This window comes from Dongia sp., from assembly GCF_041906375.1.
In the GTDB taxonomy this organism is placed as follows: domain Bacteria; phylum Pseudomonadota; class Alphaproteobacteria; order Dongiales; family Dongiaceae; genus Dongia.
In genome coordinates, this window is sequence record NZ_JAYRJJ010000006.1 from 15,964 (window position 1) to 32,590 (window position 16,627).

The window sequence follows — 16,627 nt, forward strand, 5'->3', positions numbered from 1 at the left end:
TCGGCTGACCTCTTTCGATCCACTGCCAGGGAGTTAGCCCATGACCGCCATCATCGACCTGCACGCGCGCCAAATTTTGGACAGCCGCGGCAATCCCACGGTCGAGGTCGACGTCATCCTGGAAAGCGGCGCCAGCGGCCGCGCTGCCGTCCCTTCGGGCGCCTCGACCGGTGCCCATGAGGCAGTCGAACTTCGCGATGGCGACAAGAGCCGGTATCTCGGCAAGGGTGTGCTCAAGGCCGTTGAAGCCGTGAATGGCGAGATTTTTGAGGCGATCTCTGGCCTCGATGCCGAGGATCAGGTCAAGATCGACCGCCTGATGATCAAGCTGGACGGTACGCCCAACAAGGCGCGCCTCGGCGCCAACGCCATCCTCGGGGTCAGCCTGGCCGTGGCCAAGGCTGCCGCGGCCGACGCTGGCCTGCCGCTCTATCGCTATGTCGGCGGGACCTCCGCTCGGACGCTGCCGGTGCCGATGATGAACATCATCAACGGCGGCGCGCATGCAGACAATCCGATCGACTTCCAGGAGTTCATGATCCTGCCCTGGGCGGCGGCCAGCGGCTCCGAAGCACTGCGCTGGGGCGCCGAGATTTTCCACGCCCTGAAGGCGCAGCTGAAGGCCGCGGGTCACAACACCAATGTCGGCGACGAGGGCGGTTTCGCGCCCAATCTCAAGAGCGCCGACGAAGCCCTGGCCTTCATCGTGAAATCGATCGAAAAGGCCGGTTTCAAGCCGGGAACCGACGTGGCCCTGGGGCTTGATTCGGCGTCGACCGAATTCTTCAAGGATGGCAAATACCACCTGGAAGGCGAGGGCAAGGTGCTCGACGCCGCCGGCATGGTCGCCTTCTACGACAAGCTGGTGAAGGCTTATCCGATCGTCACCATCGAAGACGGCATGGCCGAAGATGATTGGGACGGTTGGAAGGCCCTGACCGACAAGCTCGGCGCCGCCGTCCAATTGGTTGGGGACGACCTCTTTGTCACCAATCCTGTGCGGTTGAAGAGTGGTATCGAAAGGGGCGTCGGCAACGCTATCCTGGTCAAGGTTAACCAGATTGGCACCCTGACCGAGACGCTGGAGGCCGTCGAGATGGCCCATAAGGCCGGCTATCGTGCCGTCATGTCCCATCGCTCCGGCGAGACCGAGGACGCGACGATTGCCGACCTTGCCGTCGCGACAAATTGCGGCCAGATCAAGACCGGGTCGCTCAGCCGCTCCGACCGGATCGCCAAATACAACCAGCTCCTGCGTATCGAAGAAGGCCTGGGGGTGGCTGCGACCTATGCTGGCCGAGCGGGCGTCGAGCGCATCAAGTGTTGATCCTCAAGACCTCAGGCACTGCTGAAACCACTTTGCCTAAGGCATTGAATCGCTTTTCTGTTGACGGGTGGAATCGGAGTGTGATTCGCTAGGCGCATGGAAATCGGCCGCGAAATACGGCGTCGTCTGCGCCAAGTTGCCTTGCCTCTTCTGGGGGCGTGCCTCTCTGCCTATTTCGTGTTCCATGCCATTCATGGTGACCGTGGCATTCTGGCTTGGTTGCGGCTCAATCAGGAACTGAAGGCCGCAACAGCCGAGGCCGCCCAGGCGTCCGACGACCGGGCCGCAATGGAGCGTCGCGTGACGCTGCTTTCCAATACGTCGCTCGACCTCGACATGCTCGAGGAACGCGCCCGGGTGATGCTGAACTATGCGCATCCCGACGACCTCATCATCTTCCTGAAGGGGCAGGATGACGCCGCTCCCGGGGACGACAACCGCGCCATCAATTAGTTTTTCAGGGGCTGCCTCTGCCATTTTCAGTCGGCGCGTAAGGCCGCGGCGGTGCTGCATGCGCGTTAGCATGTGGGTTCGCGATTGGTCGGTAAGGAGGCCAATCCTAGTTAAGTTAACTTGTTTTCAGTTAATATCTATTTTATCTCATTAAACCAATTAATTAGTTGTGGTTGATTTGCGTGGTGTTAACCACGATAATCCGCAAATCAAACGCGGTCCGCACCTACGGTCGACAGCCCAAATGCGCGGCCTATAGTAAACAGCCAAAACCCAGTCAGGGGGGTCTAATGGCCAAGTCAGCGTCTCGTCCGGCGGCCAAAGCCGGCGCTCAAGTCACGCCGCAAGAACTCATCCAATTCTATCGCGATATGCTCCTCATTCGCCGTTTCGAAGAGAAGGCCGGCCAGCTTTATGGCATGGGCCTCATCGGCGGCTTCTGCCACCTCTATATCGGCCAGGAGGCCGTGGTGGTGGGCATGCAGGCCGCGGCCGAAACGCAGGACAGCGTCATCACCTCCTATCGCGATCATGGTCATATGCTCGCCTGCGGCATGGACCCCAAGGGTGTCATGGCCGAACTCACCGGCCGTCGGGGCGGCTATTCCAAAGGCAAGGGCGGCTCAATGCACATGTTCAGCCGCGAGAAGAAATTCTACGGCGGCCACGGCATTGTGGCCGCACAGGTGCCGATCGGTACCGGCCTCGGCTTTGCGCATAAATACAGCGAAGACAAAGGCGTCAACATGGCCTATTTCGGCGATGGCGCGCTCAATCAGGGCCAGGTCTACGAAAGCTTCAACATGGCTGCCTTGTGGAAGCTGCCGGTCGTCTATGTGATCGAGAACAATCAATACGCCATGGGCACCTCGGTGGTGCGCTCTGCGGCCGGCGTGAAGCTGTGCGATCGCGGCGCTGCATATGGCATCCCCGGCATGCAGGTGGATGGCATGGACGTCGTCAAGGTGAAGGAAGCCGCGACGGTTGCCCTGGCTCATGCCCGTTCCGGCGAAGGCCCATATATCCTCGAGATGAACACCTATCGCTACCGCGGCCATTCCATGTCGGACCCGGCCAAGTACCGTACCAAGGAAGAAGTGGCCAAGATGCGCCAGGAGCACGACCCGATCGACCGCCTGCGCGAGCGCCTGCTGGCGGAAAAGGTCATCGACGAGGCCGGTCTCAAGAACATCGACCGCGAGATCAAGGATGTCGTCTCGCTGGCGACCGAATTCGCGCAATCCTCGCCTGAACCGGATCCGTCGGAAATGTGGACCGACGTCCTGGTCGAAGCGTGAACGGGGGGATTGCAATATGCCGACTGAAATTCTGATGCCCGCCCTCTCGCCCACCATGACGGAGGGCAAGCTTGCCAAATGGCTCAAGAACGCCGGTGACGCGGTGAAGCCCGGCGATATCCTCGCCGAAATTGAGACCGACAAGGCGACCATGGAAGTGGAAGCGGTGGACGAGGGCGTCCTCGACCGCATCCTCGTCGCGGCCGGGACCGAGAACGTTGCGGTCAATGCGCCGATCGCCATTCTGCGCGGCGAGGACGAGGCTGCGGGCAGCGCCCCCACGGCAAAGGCGCCGGCGCCGCAAGCCGCCGCACCTGCAGCGCCGACCCAGGTTGCAGCCCCGACCATCGTGCAAGCAGCTGCCGAGCCTGAATATACCGGCGCCACGGCCACACATACTGTGCGCGAAGCGCTGCGCGATGCCATGGCCGAGGAGATGCGCCGCGACCCGAAGGTCTTCCTGCTGGGTGAGGAAGTCGCCGAATACCAGGGCGCCTACAAGGTCAGTCAGGGTCTTCTCGAAGAATTCGGCCCCAAGCGCGTGATCGACACGCCGATTACCGAGCATGGTTTCGCCGGTCTCAGCGTCGGCGCTGCCTTCGGTGGCCTGCGCCCGATCGTCGAGTTCATGACCTTCAACTTCGCCATGCAGGCGATCGATCACATCATCAATTCGGCCGCGAAGACGCTCTACATGTCGGGCGGTCAGATGGGTTGTCCGATTGTGTTCCGTGGCCCCAACGGCGCCGCCTCCCGGGTCGCCGCGCAGCATTCTCAGTGTTATGCCAGCTGGTACGCGCACTGCCCGGGGCTGAAGGTGGTTTCACCCTATTCGGCGGCCGATGCTAAGGGGCTGCTGAAATCGGCGATCCGTGATCCGAACCCGGTCATCTTCCTCGAAAACGAAATGCTCTACGGGCAATCCTTCGAGGTGCCGACCGATCCCGAATTCATCGTACCGATCGGCAAGGCGCGCGTCGTCCGTGCCGGCAAGCATGTCACCATCACGGCCTTCTCCAAGATGGTTGCGGTGGCGCTGGCGGCAGCCGACATCCTCGCCAAGGATGGGATCGAGGCGGAAGTCGTCGATCTGCGCACCATCCGGCCGCTCGACACCGACACGATCGTGGCGTCTGTGAAGAAGACCAACCGTCTTGTCTCGGTCGAGGAGGGCTGGCCCTATGCCGGCATCGGTTCCGAACTGTCGGCGTTGATGATGGAACTGGCCTTTGACGATCTCGATGCGCCGGTGGCGCGCGTGCATGGCGCGGACATTCCGCTGCCCTATGCCGCCAATCTGGAGAAGCTCTCATTGCCGCAACCGGAATGGGTCGTCGAAGCCGCCAAGCGCGTCTGCTATCGCTGAACAGGGGAGGGTCTGATGCCGATCAATATCCTGATGCCCGCCCTGTCGCCGACCATGACGGAAGGCAATCTTGCGCGCTGGCTGAAGAAAGAGGGCGATGCGGTCAAGGCCGGCGAAGTGCTGGCCGAAATCGAAACCGACAAGGCGACCATGGAAGTGGAAGCGGTCGACGAAGGGACGCTGGCCAAGATTCTCGTTCCCGGCGGCGCGCAGGGCGTCAAGGTCAATGACGTGATCGCGGTCCTCACCGAAGAAGGCGAAGACGCCAATGCGGTCAGTGCAGCACCCGCAGCGAAGCCCGCAGCAGCGGCCCCTGCGGCTAAGGCCGAAGCGACGCCGACCCCGAAGCCCGCGGCCCCGGCAGCAAAATCCGGCGGCCGTGTTGTCGCCAGCCCGCTCGCCAGGCGCATTGCCGAACAGCAAGGCATTGATCTGTCGACCGTCATTGGCAGCGGCCCCAATGGCCGCATCGTCAAGGCCGACCTCGCTGGCGCGCCTAAGGGTGGCGCCAAGCCGGCGCCAGCTGCCGCTGGTGCCAAAGCACCGGCAGCTGCCCCGGCCATCGCCGGCACACAGCAATTCGGTGAGCCTGATTTCGAACTCGTGCCGCATACATCGATGCGCAAGACCATCGCGCGGCGCCTGCAGGAATCGAAGCAATTCGTGCCGCATTTCTACCTGACGATCGATTGCGAAATCGACCGCCTGCTCAAGGTGCGCGAGGAGATCAATGCCGGCGCGCCGAAGGAACGCCCCGGCGCCTACAAGGTCTCGGTCAACGATTTTGTCATCAAGGCCTCGGCGCTGGCGCTAATCCAAGTGCCCAATGCCAATGCGTCCTGGTCTGATGACGGCGTCAAAATGTACAAGTCGGCCGATATTTCGGTGGCAGTCGCCATTCCGGGGGGACTGATCACGCCGATCCTGCGTCATGCCGAAAAGAAACGCCTGTCCGAACTCTCCATGGAGATCAAGGAACTGGCCGGGCGTGCCAAGCAAGGCAAGCTGAAGCCGGAAGAATATACCGGCGGCAGTTTCTCGGTTTCCAATCTCGGCATGTTCGGGATCAAGGATTTCAGTGCCATCATCAACCCGCCCCAGGCCTGCATCCTGTCGGTCGGCGCTGGCGAGGAACGTGCGGTGGTGCGCAAGGGCCAGTTGGCGGTGGCGAATGTCATGACCTGCACGCTCTCGGTCGATCACCGCGTCGTCGATGGCGCGACGGGCGCCGAGTTCCTGGCAGCGTTCAAGCGTCTTATTGAACAGCCGCTCGGCATGCTGGTGTGATCATGCGTCTTGGCTTTTTGAGTATCCCGTTCTTGATCGGTCTCGCCTTGCCCGCGCAGGCCGAGGAATTGCGGCCGCCATTGGAGAAGCAGTTTTTCGACTATTTTTCTACCCAATGCCAAAGCGCCCTGGAAGCCCAGGCGAAGTCGCAAGGCAAGCGGCTCGACCAGGGCAATCTGGGCGATAGTATCAACAATTACTGCGCGTGCACGTCGCAGGCGGTAGTTAGCTATCTTTCTGCCGGCGAGATCATTGCTTTTGCCAACAACCCGGAGGCGGAACCGGCCGCGTCGAAGATCAAACCACTCTTTGCCAAGTGTCAGGGCAAATAGGGTTACGGTCGCGCGATGAAGCTCTTCGCCCGCTTTTTTCTGATCGCGATCGTAGCGGCGATCGTCCTCGGTGCGCTGGTTTTCGTTTGGGCCATGCAGCGCGAGATCGATGTGTCGACGGCGGAAGCGCGCGCCCAGTATCACGATGCCATGATGCTGGGCTGCAAGCTGCGATTGCCGGAGGTGATGAAGTCGGTCGGCCTGGCGACGTCGCTGCAACCGGAGCAGGCAAACTCGGTCTGTGACTGCGCCGTGGCACGGATCATCGAGACCTATGCCGTCGGCGGCAAGATCCGGCCGAGCGACGTGACGGAAGAACAGACGGATGCAGCGGAACTTGCCTGCATCAAGGAACAGACGGCCCAATAGAGGGAAGCTCGCAATGACGGATACTTCATTCGACCTCGTCGTGATCGGTGGCGGACCGGGTGGCTATGTGGCGGCGATCCGCGCCGCCCAGCTTGGCCTCAAGACGGCCGTGGTGGAACGCGAGCATCTGGGCGGTATCTGTCTCAACTGGGGCTGCATTCCGACCAAGGCGCTGCTGCGCTCTGCCGAGGTGGGGCATCTCCTGAAGCATGCCGATGCCTATGGCTTCTCGGCGAGCAATGTCTCGTTTGATCTGGCCAAGATCGTCGACCGGTCCCGCAAGGTGGCGAGCCAACTGTCGAACGGCGTCAAACACCTTCTCAAGAAGAACAAGGTCACGGTCTTCGACGGGCTGGGTCGCCTCAATGGCGCCGGCAAGGTGAAGGTCGAGAAGGACGGGAAGCCGGTTGCCGATCTCGCCGCCAAGAACATCATCCTCGCGACCGGTGCCCGCGCACGCGTGTTTCCTGGGCTCGAGCCCGACGGCAAGCTGATCTGGACCTATAAGGAAGCGATGGTGCCGACCGTGATGCCGAAATCGCTGCTGGTCGTCGGGTCCGGCGCCATCGGCATCGAGTTCGCCAGCTTCTATCACAATCTAGGCGCCAAGGTGACGGTGGTCGAGGTGATGCCGCGCATCCTCCCCGTCGAGGATGCCGAGATTTCGGCCTTCGCCCAGAAGTCCTTCGAGAAGCAGGGCATGAAGATCATGGCCGGCGCCAATGTGAAGGCTTTCAAGAAGGGCGCCGACAATGTGACGGCGACCATAGAGGCCGGCGGTAAGACCGAGGATCAAACCTTCGACCGCGTCATCCTCGCGGTCGGTATCGTTGGCAATGTCGAAAATCTTGGTCTCGACGGCACTAAGGTGAAGGTCGAGAAGACCCACATCATGACCGATGGCTACGGCGCCACGGGTGAACCCGGCGTCTACGCCATCGGCGATCTTACCGGCGCCCCCTGGCTTGCGCACAAGGCCAGCCACGAAGGCGTCATCTGCGTCGAGAAGATCGCCGGCGTCAAAGCCGTGCATCCGCTCGACACCAGGAACATTCCCGGCTGCACCTATTGCATGCCGCAGGTGGCCTCGGTGGGCCTTACCGAACAGGCGGCCAAGGACAAGGGCCATGAGGTCAAAGTCGGCCGCTTCCCCTTCATCGGCAATGGCAAGGCAATTGCGCTGGGCGAACCGGAAGGCATGGTGAAGACGGTATTCGACGCCAAGACCGGCGAACTGCTGGGCGCCCATATGATCGGCGCTGAGGTGACCGAGCTGATCCAGGGCTATACTGTCGCCCGCACGCTCGAAACCACCGAAGCCGAGCTAATGCACACGGTCTTCCCACACCCGACCCTCTCCGAGATGATGCATGAGAGCGTCCTTGCAGCCTATGGCCGGGCGATCCATATCTAGCGTGAAGGAACTAATCCCGTGACCACGACGCCCGAACTTCGCCATCCTGAGAAAGCCAACCGGCCGGATTCACCCATCCAGCGCAAGCCGGATTGGATCCGCGTCAAGGCTCCGGGCGGTGAGGAGTACAACAATACCCGTGGGCTAATGCGGAAGCTCGGCCTCAACACGGTGTGCGAAGAGGCGGCTTGCCCCAATATCGGCGAGTGCTGGTCGCAGAAGCATGCGACGGTGATGATCCTGGGGTCCGTCTGCACCCGTGCCTGCGCCTTCTGTAACGTGGCGACCGGCCGGCCAGACAAGCTCGACCCGCATGAGCCCGCCCATGTGGCGGAAGCCTGCGCCGGCCTGGGGCTGAAGCACATCGTCATCACCTCGGTCGATCGTGACGATCTTGAAGATGGCGGTGCCGCGCATTTTGCCGAGACAATCCGCCGCATCCGCGAGCTGACGCCCTCGACAACGATCGAGGTGCTGACGCCGGATTTCCTGCGCAAGCCGGGCTCTATCGAAATCGTCGCCAATGCGGCACCCGACGTCTTCAACCATAATCTCGAAACCGTGCCGCGTCTTTATCGTCAGGTGCGACCGGGTGCCCGCTATTTCAATTCGCTGCGTCTGCTCAACCGCGCCAAGGAGATCAACCCTTCGCTCTTCACGAAATCCGGCATCATGGTGGGGCTGGGCGAAACCTTGGAAGAGGTCGGCCAGGTCATGGACGATCTGCGTGCGGCCGAGGTCGATTTCATGACCATCGGTCAGTACCTGCAGCCCACCAAGAAACACCACCATGTCGACCGCTTCGTGACGCCTGCTGAGTTCGGCCAAATGAAGCGGATGGGGCAGGGGAAAGGATTCCTGCTTGTGGCCTCGTCACCGCTGACCCGGTCATCACATCATGCCGGCGAGGATTTTCAGCGTCTTCGTGCCGCGCGCGAAGCACAATTGGCGGCCGCCGTTTGATATAAGCCGTCATGACTGCGCGCACGCATACCGAAGAGCGGATCTTTCCGTATCGGCCTGACCAGATTTTCGACCTGGTGGCCGATGTCGCCAAGTATCCCGAATTCCTGCCCTGGTGCACCGGCGCCCGCATCCGCGAGGCGCGGGAGAACATGATCCTGGCCGATTTGATGATCGGCTTCAAAATGGTGCGTGAGAAGTTCACCAGCAAGGTCTGGCTCAATCGACCGGATCTGCGGATCGATGTCGAGTTTGTCGACGGTCCCTTCCGCTATCTCAAGAATCACTGGACGTTCACCGATATCGGCAACGACCAGTGCCGGATCGGCTTCTATCTGGAATTCGAGTTCAAGTCGGTCATGCTGCAGAAACTGATCGGCGTGCTCTTTCACGAAGCAGTGAAGCGGATGGTTGCCGCCTTTGAGAGCCGTGCCCGGCAGCTTTATGGCCCGGGCGCCACGGCCCGAATCTCCGAATAGGCGAGCCGTCCTTTCTCAGGAAAGCGGCTCTTCGCCTTGTTCCTGCAGGATTCTGCGCGCCCTGCCTTAGGTGAGACGGGCGGAGTCGGCCCAGCGCACGGTCCGGAGGCCCGGGAATTGCGTACTGAAAAGGGTTGCAATTTCAACAGGCTGCCACCGCGTGCACGTCGCACTTGAATGCGCGTTAAGGGTTGCCCAAATTGTTAACGGAAAGACGGTACTGTCCCGAGAGTTCAGGTCCTTGATGCGCCGCTTGGTCGAGGAGTTGGATGAGCGAGGCTAACGGCCCGAGGTTGCGGGCCGTAGGTCCCAGGGATAGTCTGCCGCTAGTGAGAAAAGGCGCAAAGAATCAACATGTCCGAGAGCTCCCCGAAGACCCAGAACTATCCCGTCCTGCCCTTGCGGGACATCGTGGTGTTTCCCCACATGATCGTGCCGCTCTTCGTCGGCCGCGAGAAGTCCGTGCGCGCCCTCGAGGACGTGATGAAGGAGGACAAACAAATCCTCCTCGCCACCCAGAAGAACGCCGCCCAGGATGATCCCGGCGCCGGCGACATCTATGAGGTGGGTACGGTCGGTACCGTCCTTCAGCTGCTCAAGCTGCCCGATGGCACCGTCAAGGTGTTGGTCGAAGGCGGCCAGCGCGCCCGCATTACGAAGTTCGTCGACAACGACGCCTTCTTCGTGGCGGAAGCGGCGCTGATCGTCGACGGTCAGATCGAAGGCAAGGAGGTCGAGGCGCTGGCGCGTTCTGTCGTCTCGCAATTCGAGCAGTACATAAAGCTCAACAAGAAGATCCCGCCTGAGGTCCTGGTTTCGATCAACCAGATCGAAGACGCGGCGAAGCTTGCCGACACGGTCGCTTCGCATCTGGCGCTGAAGATTCCCGAGAAGCAGGAAATCCTCGAATGCGCCACGGTCGCGGAGCGGCTGGAGAAGGTCTATGCCTTCATGGAAGGCGAGATCGGCGTCCTGCAGGTCGAGAAACGCATCCGCAGCCGCGTCAAACGGCAGATGGAGAAGACCCAGCGCGAGTACTATCTGAATGAGCAGATGAAGGCCATTCAGAAGGAACTCGGCGAGGGCGAGGAAGGCCGCGACGAAGTGGCCGAAATCGAAGATCGCATCAAGAAGACGAAGTTCTCCAAGGAAGCAGCCGAGAAGGCCATGGCCGAAGTGAAGAAGCTTCGCAGCATGAGCCCGATGTCGGCCGAAGCCACGGTCGTGCGCAATTACCTCGACTGGTTGCTGTCGATTCCATGGAACAAGCCGACCAAGGTGAAGCGCGACGTGCGCCTGGCCGAAAAGGTCCTCAACGAGGATCATTACGGCCTCGAAAAGGTCAAGGAGCGCATCCTCGAATATTTGGCCGTGCAGCAGCGCCAGAAGAAGATCAAGGGGCCGATCCTGTGCCTCGTCGGTCCTCCGGGCGTCGGCAAGACCTCGCTCGGCAAGTCGATCGCGCGCGCCACGGGCCGCACCTTCTCGCGCATCAGCCTCGGCGGCGTGCGTGACGAGGCTGAGATCCGCGGTCACCGTCGCACTTATATCGGCTCGATGCCCGGCAAGATCATCCAGGCGATGAAGAAGGCGAAATCGTCCAATCCGCTGTTCCTGCTCGACGAGATCGACAAGCTGGGCTCGGATTATCGGGGTGATCCGTCATCGGCCTTGCTTGAGGTCTTGGATCCCGAGCAGAACGTGAACTTCAACGACCATTATCTCGAGGTCGATTACGACCTGTCGGATGTCATGTTCATCACCACGGCCAACAGCCTGCGCATGGCGCAGCCGCTTTTGGACCGCATGGAGATCATCCGCATCCCCGGCTACACCGAGGATGAGAAGGTCGAAATCGCCATGCGCCATCTGGTCCCGAAACAGGTCAAGGATCACGGCCTGAAAAAGGGCGAGTGGGTGCTGTCCGAGGATGCCATTCGCGACCTCGTGCGCTACTACACGCGCGAAGCCGGCGTGCGCAGCCTGGAGCGTGAGATTGCCAATCTCGCGCGCAAATCGATCAAAGAGATTCTGATGAAGAATCTCAAGAAGGTCACCATCAACCGCCGCAACCTCGGCAAATATGCCGGCGTGCGCAAGTTCCGTTATGGCGAGGCCGAACTCACCGACATGGTCGGTGTCACGACCGGTCTTGCCTGGACGGAAGTCGGTGGCGAGATCCTCACCATCGAAGCCGTCACCGTGCCCGGCAAGGGCCGCGTGATCGCGACCGGCAAGCTCGGCGATGTGATGAAGGAATCGGTGCAGGCCGCCGAATCCTTCGTGAAGTCGCGCGCGGTTGAATTCGGTATCAAGCCGACGATCTTCAATCGCAAGGACATCCATGTGCACGTGCCGGAAGGTGCGACGCCCAAGGATGGTCCGTCAGCCGGTATCGCCATGGTCACCACCATCGTCTCGGTGCTGACCGGCAACCCGGTCCGCCGCGACGTGGCGATGACGGGCGAGGTCACCTTGCGCGGTCGTGTGCTGCCGATCGGCGGCCTCAAGGAAAAGCTGTTGGCGGCCCTTCGCGCCGGCATCAAGACGGTGCTGATCCCCAGTGAAAACGAAAAGGATCTGGCCGAGATTCCGGAGAATGTGAAGAAAGGCCTGCAGATCATTCCGGTACAGGCGGTGGACGAGGTGTTGAAGAACGCCCTGGTCAATCCGCTGACGCCGATCGAGTGGGTCGAACCGCCCGAAGTCGATCATACCGTCAAGAAAGACGGTGAAGACGAAGTGGGCGGCATCGTTACCCATTGAACTCTCGTTGATTTGTCTCAATTAAATCGCGGCGCCAAGGGCAAAAACCCTTGGCGCCGTGATTGATTTTTGGGGCGACCCGGTTCTAATATCCGCGCGCCTTCTTGCGGGGATGGGCGAGCAGGGCTCAAGCGATCCAGTAAGAAAAAGGGGTTATCCGTGAACAAGAACGATCTCATCGCCGAAGTGTCCCAGGACACGGGCCTTTCCAAAGCCGACGCCGCCAAGGCCGTCGATTCCGTGTTCGATGCCATCACCCGCTCTCTGAAGGCCGAGCAGGAAGTGCGTCTGGTGGGCTTCGGCAATTTCCATGTCGCCAAGCGCGAGGCCAGCGTCGGCCGCAACCCGCGCACGGGCGAGGAAATCCAGATCCCCGCGTCCAAGCAGCCCAAGTTCAAGGCCGGCAAGGGCCTGAAGGACGCGATCAATTAAGTGACTTAGTACCGGAGCAGGCTCACGACAGAGTCTGCATTCTGGGGGCGATTAGCTCAGTTGGTAGAGCGTCTCGTTTACACCGAGAATGTCGGCGGTTCGAGTCCGTCATCGCCCACCAGCCTTCGCGCGCCGAGCGAGTGAAGGCGGCCGCGCCATAGCCCAAAGGGCAACGCGCAGAATTTCCTAGAATTGTGATCTGGGCGTTGTGGCAGAACGCTATGTTCTGCTCAGCAGGCTGCGCCATTTCTCGCAGATATGTTTGCCCGCTCAATGCAGTTCCCAGCGGAACCCGACCACCGGAAAGACGCCGCCGGCGACATTCTCGGCACGCGGTGCCGCGATGCGTTCCCCGCCCAGGCGCTTGTAGAATCCTACGGCAGCATGGTTCTCGGCAAGGCACCAGATGCTCGCTGCCTTGTTGCCCATCTCCCACAGCGCGACGAAGGCGCCCTGGAGCAGCTGCCTGCCGATGCCGCGCTCGCGCCAGTCTGTCGCGATATAGAGCATGTAGATCTCTCCCTCGCCATTCGGGCGACCTTCGCGGCCGGGGCCGAAGGTGGCGAAGCCCACGATGTCGTCGTCGACAGTAGCGACGAGCGTATGACGGCGATCATCGGCGCGTGCGAGGGTGCGCGTCCAGCCGATGGCATGCCGTTCGGGATCAAGCTGCAGCAGGTGCCGATCCGGAAGGAGGCCGGCATAGGCGTCGCGCCAGCTCTCGACATGCACGCGGGCGATGCCGCCGGCATCCTCAGCGCGGGCAATGCGTATGCTGGCGAGCGGCCTGTCCTGGTCGGCTTGCATGGCCCGATGATGGGCGCTTTGCCACGAAAAGGAAACGCCGGCATCGGGGGATGCCGGCGAGTTGCTTTAGGGGGTCGAGATGGTCCGTGGAATTGCTCTGGCGGGTATGGGGCAAAAGTTGTGGAACTGCCGCCCTTCACCGTCACAATTCCACTATAACAGGCAAATCCTTGAAAAAGGATAACCACCCTTCCATCATCGTGTGCGCAAATGCGGGCAAACTGACCTGGCGGGGCTTTTTTGCTTACCCTAGTTCGCTCAGGACCTGATCGAGGCTAGCCTTCATGATCTCGACAATCGTCGCCAACTCGTCGCGCGTGGCGATATAGGGCGGCGACATGATGGCGATATCGCCGGCCTTGCCATCGACATTGCCGCCGACCGGATAGCAGATAAGGCCGTTGGCAAAGCAGCGGTCGCGCAGGCGCTGATAGACCGCCAGCGCCGGATCGAAGGGCGCCTTGCTGGCGCGGTCCTTGACCATCTCGATCGCCCAGAAGAAGCCGCGGCCACGCACGTCGCCGACATGTGGGTGGTCAGCGAAGGCGGCGCGCAGCAATTGCTCGAAATAGACGCCGTCGTCATGCACCTTCTCGACCAGATGGTCGCGCAGCATGATTTTCTGCACGGCGACGCCCGCGGCGCAGGCCAAGGTATGGCCGGTGAAGGTGTGGCCGGTGAGCAATCCACCATCCTTGGCGAACATCGGCCCCTTGAGGCGGTCGTGATAGATCGTGCCGCCGAGCGGCACATATCCGGCGCCGAGGCCCTTGGCGACAGTCATGATGTCGGGCTCCACCCCGTCATGCTCAAGCGCCCGCCAGGTGCCGGTGCGGCCGGATCCGCACATCACCTCGTCGGCCATCATCAGCACGCCGTATTTGTCGCAGATGCCGCGCACCAGCTTGGCATAACCTGGCGGTGCGGGAACGCAGCCGCCGGCGGCACCCACCACCGGTTCGAAGACGAAGCCGGCGACGCGCTCCGGCCCCAGTTCCAGGATCTTGTCTTCAAGCTCCTGGGCGCAATAGCGGCCGACCTCGACCGGATCGATCTTGCCGCCGCTCTTGGCGAGATAGCCCAACGGCGGCCGGTAGATATTCGCTGGCGAGAGCAGGTTGGACGGCATCAACGCGCCCTCGAAGGCAGCCCGCCGCGCGGCGAAGCCTGAAATCGACGTGGCGCCCATCGTATTGCCGTGCCACGAGCGTTCGCGGCTGATGAACAGGCGCCGGCTCTTCTGCCCGATCGCCGTCTGGTATTGGAGTGCGATCTTGAGGGCGGATTCGACTGCTTCCGAACCGCTTGAATTGAACGTCATGTTCTTCAGGCCGCCGCCGCAGCGCTCTGCCACGATCGCGGTCAATTCCTCCAGCGGATCGCTCGTAAACGTGTAGCGATAGCCATGGGCGATGCGGTCGAGCTGCGCCTTGATCGCGTCGTTCACCTCCGGATGCGCATGGCCCAGGGCATAGACCGCCGGACCCGCCGAGCCGTCCAGGTAGCGCTTGCCGTTGGTGTCGAAGATATAGCAGCCCTGGCCGTAATCGACCTTGGGCAATTGCCCGGGTTCCCAATCCATAACTTTGTCTTTTTTGGCCGCGGTTGACATTCAGTGCTCCCTTTGGCTGCTATGCCATCGGTCATGCCAAGGCGATTGACCTTAAGTCAAGCGAAGTCGTTCGTACCAGCGGGGGAGCAGGGGATAGGATGTCGATTCTATATGCGGCGGAAGCGGATGAGGCGGCGCAATGGACCGATTCCCTGCGCGCGCTCGAGCCTACGCTCGACATCCGCTTCTGGCCGGATTGGGGTGATCCGGCAGCGGTCGATTTCGTCATTGTTGGTGGCCGCTCTCCAGGTGACCTTTCCATCTTTCCCAAGTTGCGGGCGATCCAGTCGACCTGGGCCGGCGTCAACCATCTGCTGCGTTCCGCGGGGCTGCCGCATGGCGTGCCGATTGCGCGCATGGTCGATCGCGGTCTGACCGGCAGCATGACCGAGTTCGTCGTCTATCAGGTCCTCGACGAATGGCGGCGCGGACCGGAGCTGCGCGCGGCGCAAAGGGAAGCTCGTTGGCTGGAGACGATGCCGCGCCGGGCGGAGGATTGCCATGTCGGCCTCCTCGGCCTCGGCACGCTGGGGACCGACATCGCCGTCAAGCTGGCGGGGCTAGGCTTCTCCATGCGCGGCTGGAGCCGCTCGCCCAAGGAAGCCGGCATGGGTGTTGCAAGTTTCGCCGGCGCCGAAAGCCTGCCGGCGTTCCTCAAGGACCTCGATATCCTCATCTGCCTGTTGCCGCTGACGGCCGAGACGGAGAACATTCTGGATGCCAAGCTGTTCGCCCATCTGCGTGACGGAACGGTGCTCATCAATGTCGGTCGCGGTGCGCAGCTCAATGACGCCGATCTGCTCGCCGCGCTGTCAAGCGGCCGTCTTCGTCGCGCCGTCCTCGATGTCTTTCGCGAAGAGCCGCTGCCTGAGGCGCATCCTTTCTGGAATCATCCGCAGATCACGCTGACACCGCACGTCGCGGCAATCACCCGAGCCGGGACCGGCGCCGACGACATCCTGGAAAATTATCGCCGCGCCATGACTGGCCGGCCGCTGCTCAATCAGGTCGATGTTAGGAAAGGATATTGATCCTGTTCAGGGGGTTAGCAGAGGGAGCTTAACCTCACCTTAATAGCTGCAGGGCATGCTGGCGGCGTCCAGCCCTCGTGGGTTCGGCGAAGCATGGGAGCAAGTCCGGTTGGCGATCAGACGGCATCATCTGATTGAAGAGGCGAAAGCGGAACTCGACCTTGCCTATGAAGAGGTGAAGCGGGCAGAGCATGCCGTGATGTCGCTCGAGTTCGAATATAACGAGCGAATGCACCATGTGTCCGGCGGCAGCCCGGAAGCCAGCGTGCTGATTGCCGAGAAGGAACAGAAGCAGGAAGCACACGGCCTGGATGTGCTTTACGACATGCAGAACGAGACGGCGCAGCGTTTCGCCCTGGTCAGCGCCGCCTTTGCCATCGTCAGTTCGGTGCCGGACGAGGATATGTCCCTCGACCTTATCAAGCGGATCCTGTTCCGCCGCGACTTCCTGCGCCGCCATAAGATGGAAGTGGACAAGCATATCCGTGGCTTCCACCGGGGCCTGCGCGAATATATGCGCAAGGAGAGCAGTGCCGAGGCCGACCAAGCCGTTCGGTCCGCCTGGGCGGAAATCGAGCGTATGACCAGCCTGCAGGCCAAAGAGGCTAAAGCCGCCTGAACCCGGGCCACCAGCGTCCATTCCCTGCCCAAGTTTGTGTAAATGCGAATGAGTTGCAAATATGAGTGGCTT

16 protein-coding genes and 1 tRNA gene are annotated in these 16,627 nt (G+C 61.5%); 15 read left to right on the plus strand and 2 right to left on the minus strand.

Annotated elements, in window-relative coordinates; genetic code table 11:
• Positions 1-40 precede the first annotated feature (40 nt).
• From eno to ACE3OA_RS17530, 13 genes are all read left to right on the plus strand, one after another.
• On the plus strand, positions 41-1,327 hold the full coding sequence (gene eno / locus ACE3OA_RS17470) for a phosphopyruvate hydratase (RefSeq protein WP_374313083.1): 1,287 nt from the start codon (positions 41-43) through the stop codon (positions 1,325-1,327).
• Positions 1,328-1,423: 96 nt separating this feature from the next.
• On the plus strand, positions 1,424-1,780 hold the full coding sequence (locus ACE3OA_RS17475; protein ID WP_374313085.1) for a septum formation initiator family protein: 357 nt from the start codon (positions 1,424-1,426) through the stop codon (positions 1,778-1,780).
• Positions 1,781-2,070: 290 nt separating this feature from the next.
• Complete coding sequence (gene pdhA, locus ACE3OA_RS17480; RefSeq protein WP_374313087.1) at positions 2,071-3,078, plus strand: pyruvate dehydrogenase (acetyl-transferring) E1 component subunit alpha; 1,008 nt, start codon at positions 2,071-2,073, stop codon at positions 3,076-3,078.
• A gap of 16 nt (positions 3,079-3,094) precedes the next feature.
• The gene (locus tag ACE3OA_RS17485; RefSeq protein WP_374313089.1) at positions 3,095-4,444 is read left to right on the plus strand and encodes a pyruvate dehydrogenase complex E1 component subunit beta; all 1,350 of its coding nucleotides are present in this window, start codon (positions 3,095-3,097) and stop codon (positions 4,442-4,444) included.
• A 15-nt stretch (positions 4,445-4,459) separates the two neighbouring features.
• Positions 4,460-5,731 (plus strand): pyruvate dehydrogenase complex dihydrolipoamide acetyltransferase, encoded by a 1,272-nt coding sequence (locus ACE3OA_RS17490; protein WP_374313091.1) that lies wholly within the window; start codon positions 4,460-4,462, stop codon positions 5,729-5,731.
• Between the two features lie 2 nt (positions 5,732-5,733).
• Complete coding sequence (locus ACE3OA_RS17495) at positions 5,734-6,063, plus strand: hypothetical protein (protein WP_374313093.1); 330 nt, start codon at positions 5,734-5,736, stop codon at positions 6,061-6,063.
• A 15-nt stretch (positions 6,064-6,078) separates the two neighbouring features.
• Positions 6,079-6,432, plus strand: a complete 354-nt coding sequence (locus ACE3OA_RS17500; RefSeq protein WP_374313095.1) for a hypothetical protein — start codon at positions 6,079-6,081, stop codon at positions 6,430-6,432.
• Between the two features lie 13 nt (positions 6,433-6,445).
• Positions 6,446-7,846, plus strand: coding sequence for a dihydrolipoyl dehydrogenase (lpdA, locus tag ACE3OA_RS17505; protein ID WP_374313097.1), 1,401 nt, complete (start codon positions 6,446-6,448; stop codon positions 7,844-7,846).
• Positions 7,847-7,864: 18 nt separating this feature from the next.
• The gene (lipA, locus tag ACE3OA_RS17510) at positions 7,865-8,809 is read left to right on the plus strand and encodes a lipoyl synthase (protein WP_374313099.1); all 945 of its coding nucleotides are present in this window, start codon (positions 7,865-7,867) and stop codon (positions 8,807-8,809) included.
• An 11-nt stretch (positions 8,810-8,820) separates the two neighbouring features.
• Positions 8,821-9,288 (plus strand): type II toxin-antitoxin system RatA family toxin, encoded by a 468-nt coding sequence (locus tag ACE3OA_RS17515; RefSeq protein ID WP_374313101.1) that lies wholly within the window; start codon positions 8,821-8,823, stop codon positions 9,286-9,288.
• Between the two features lie 354 nt (positions 9,289-9,642).
• Positions 9,643-12,054, plus strand: coding sequence for an endopeptidase La (gene lon, locus ACE3OA_RS17520; protein WP_374313103.1), 2,412 nt, complete (start codon positions 9,643-9,645; stop codon positions 12,052-12,054).
• Between the two features lie 159 nt (positions 12,055-12,213).
• A complete protein-coding gene (locus ACE3OA_RS17525) occupies positions 12,214-12,486 on the plus strand; it encodes an HU family DNA-binding protein (RefSeq protein ID WP_374313106.1) in 273 nt (90 codons plus the stop codon).
• 45 nt (positions 12,487-12,531) lie between these two features.
• Positions 12,532-12,607: transfer RNA gene (locus tag ACE3OA_RS17530), tRNA-Val, on the plus strand.
• A 149-nt stretch (positions 12,608-12,756) separates the two neighbouring features.
• Here ACE3OA_RS17530 and ACE3OA_RS17535 read toward each other — a convergent pair.
• Positions 12,757-13,293, minus strand: coding sequence for an N-acetyltransferase family protein (locus ACE3OA_RS17535; RefSeq protein ID WP_374313108.1), 537 nt, complete (start codon positions 13,291-13,293; stop codon positions 12,757-12,759).
• A gap of 244 nt (positions 13,294-13,537) precedes the next feature.
• The gene (locus ACE3OA_RS17540; protein WP_374313110.1) at positions 13,538-14,875 is read right to left on the minus strand and encodes an aspartate aminotransferase family protein; all 1,338 of its coding nucleotides are present in this window, start codon (positions 14,873-14,875) and stop codon (positions 13,538-13,540) included.
• Between the two features lie 128 nt (positions 14,876-15,003).
• Here ACE3OA_RS17540 and ACE3OA_RS17545 point away from each other — a divergent pair, with 128 nt between their 5' ends.
• Both ACE3OA_RS17545 and ACE3OA_RS17550 read left to right on the plus strand, forming a co-directional pair.
• Positions 15,004-15,936: a 2-hydroxyacid dehydrogenase gene (locus tag ACE3OA_RS17545; RefSeq protein ID WP_374313112.1), complete on the plus strand. Its 933-nt coding sequence runs from the start codon at positions 15,004-15,006 to the stop codon at positions 15,934-15,936.
• Between the two features lie 109 nt (positions 15,937-16,045).
• Positions 16,046-16,555, plus strand: coding sequence for a hypothetical protein (locus ACE3OA_RS17550; RefSeq protein WP_374313114.1), 510 nt, complete (start codon positions 16,046-16,048; stop codon positions 16,553-16,555).
• Positions 16,556-16,627: the final 72 nt, after the last annotated feature.

What these genes read in the sequence shown, in the direction of transcription:
- eno (WP_374313083.1), top strand. Translation starts at nt 41, where the DNA reads ATGACCGCCATCATCGACCTGCACGCGCGCCAAATTTTGGACAGCCGC.
- ACE3OA_RS17475 (WP_374313085.1), top strand. Translation starts at nt 1,424, where the DNA reads ATGGAAATCGGCCGCGAAATACGGCGTCGTCTGCGCCAAGTTGCCTTG.
- pdhA (WP_374313087.1), top strand. Translation starts at nt 2,071, where the DNA reads ATGGCCAAGTCAGCGTCTCGTCCGGCGGCCAAAGCCGGCGCTCAAGTC.
- ACE3OA_RS17485 (WP_374313089.1), top strand. Translation starts at nt 3,095, where the DNA reads ATGCCGACTGAAATTCTGATGCCCGCCCTCTCGCCCACCATGACGGAG.
- ACE3OA_RS17490 (WP_374313091.1), top strand. Translation starts at nt 4,460, where the DNA reads ATGCCGATCAATATCCTGATGCCCGCCCTGTCGCCGACCATGACGGAA.
- ACE3OA_RS17495 (WP_374313093.1), top strand. Translation starts at nt 5,734, where the DNA reads ATGCGTCTTGGCTTTTTGAGTATCCCGTTCTTGATCGGTCTCGCCTTG.
- ACE3OA_RS17500 (WP_374313095.1), top strand. Translation starts at nt 6,079, where the DNA reads ATGAAGCTCTTCGCCCGCTTTTTTCTGATCGCGATCGTAGCGGCGATC.
- lpdA (WP_374313097.1), top strand. Translation starts at nt 6,446, where the DNA reads ATGACGGATACTTCATTCGACCTCGTCGTGATCGGTGGCGGACCGGGT.
- ACE3OA_RS17515 (WP_374313101.1), top strand. Translation starts at nt 8,821, where the DNA reads ATGACTGCGCGCACGCATACCGAAGAGCGGATCTTTCCGTATCGGCCT.
- lon (WP_374313103.1), top strand. Translation starts at nt 9,643, where the DNA reads ATGTCCGAGAGCTCCCCGAAGACCCAGAACTATCCCGTCCTGCCCTTG.
- ACE3OA_RS17535 (WP_374313108.1), bottom strand. Translation starts at nt 13,293, where the DNA reads ATGCAAGCCGACCAGGACAGGCCGCTCGCCAGCATACGCATTGCCCGC.
- ACE3OA_RS17540 (WP_374313110.1), bottom strand. Translation starts at nt 14,875, where the DNA reads ATGGATTGGGAACCCGGGCAATTGCCCAAGGTCGATTACGGCCAGGGC.
- ACE3OA_RS17545 (WP_374313112.1), top strand. Translation starts at nt 15,004, where the DNA reads ATGTCGATTCTATATGCGGCGGAAGCGGATGAGGCGGCGCAATGGACC.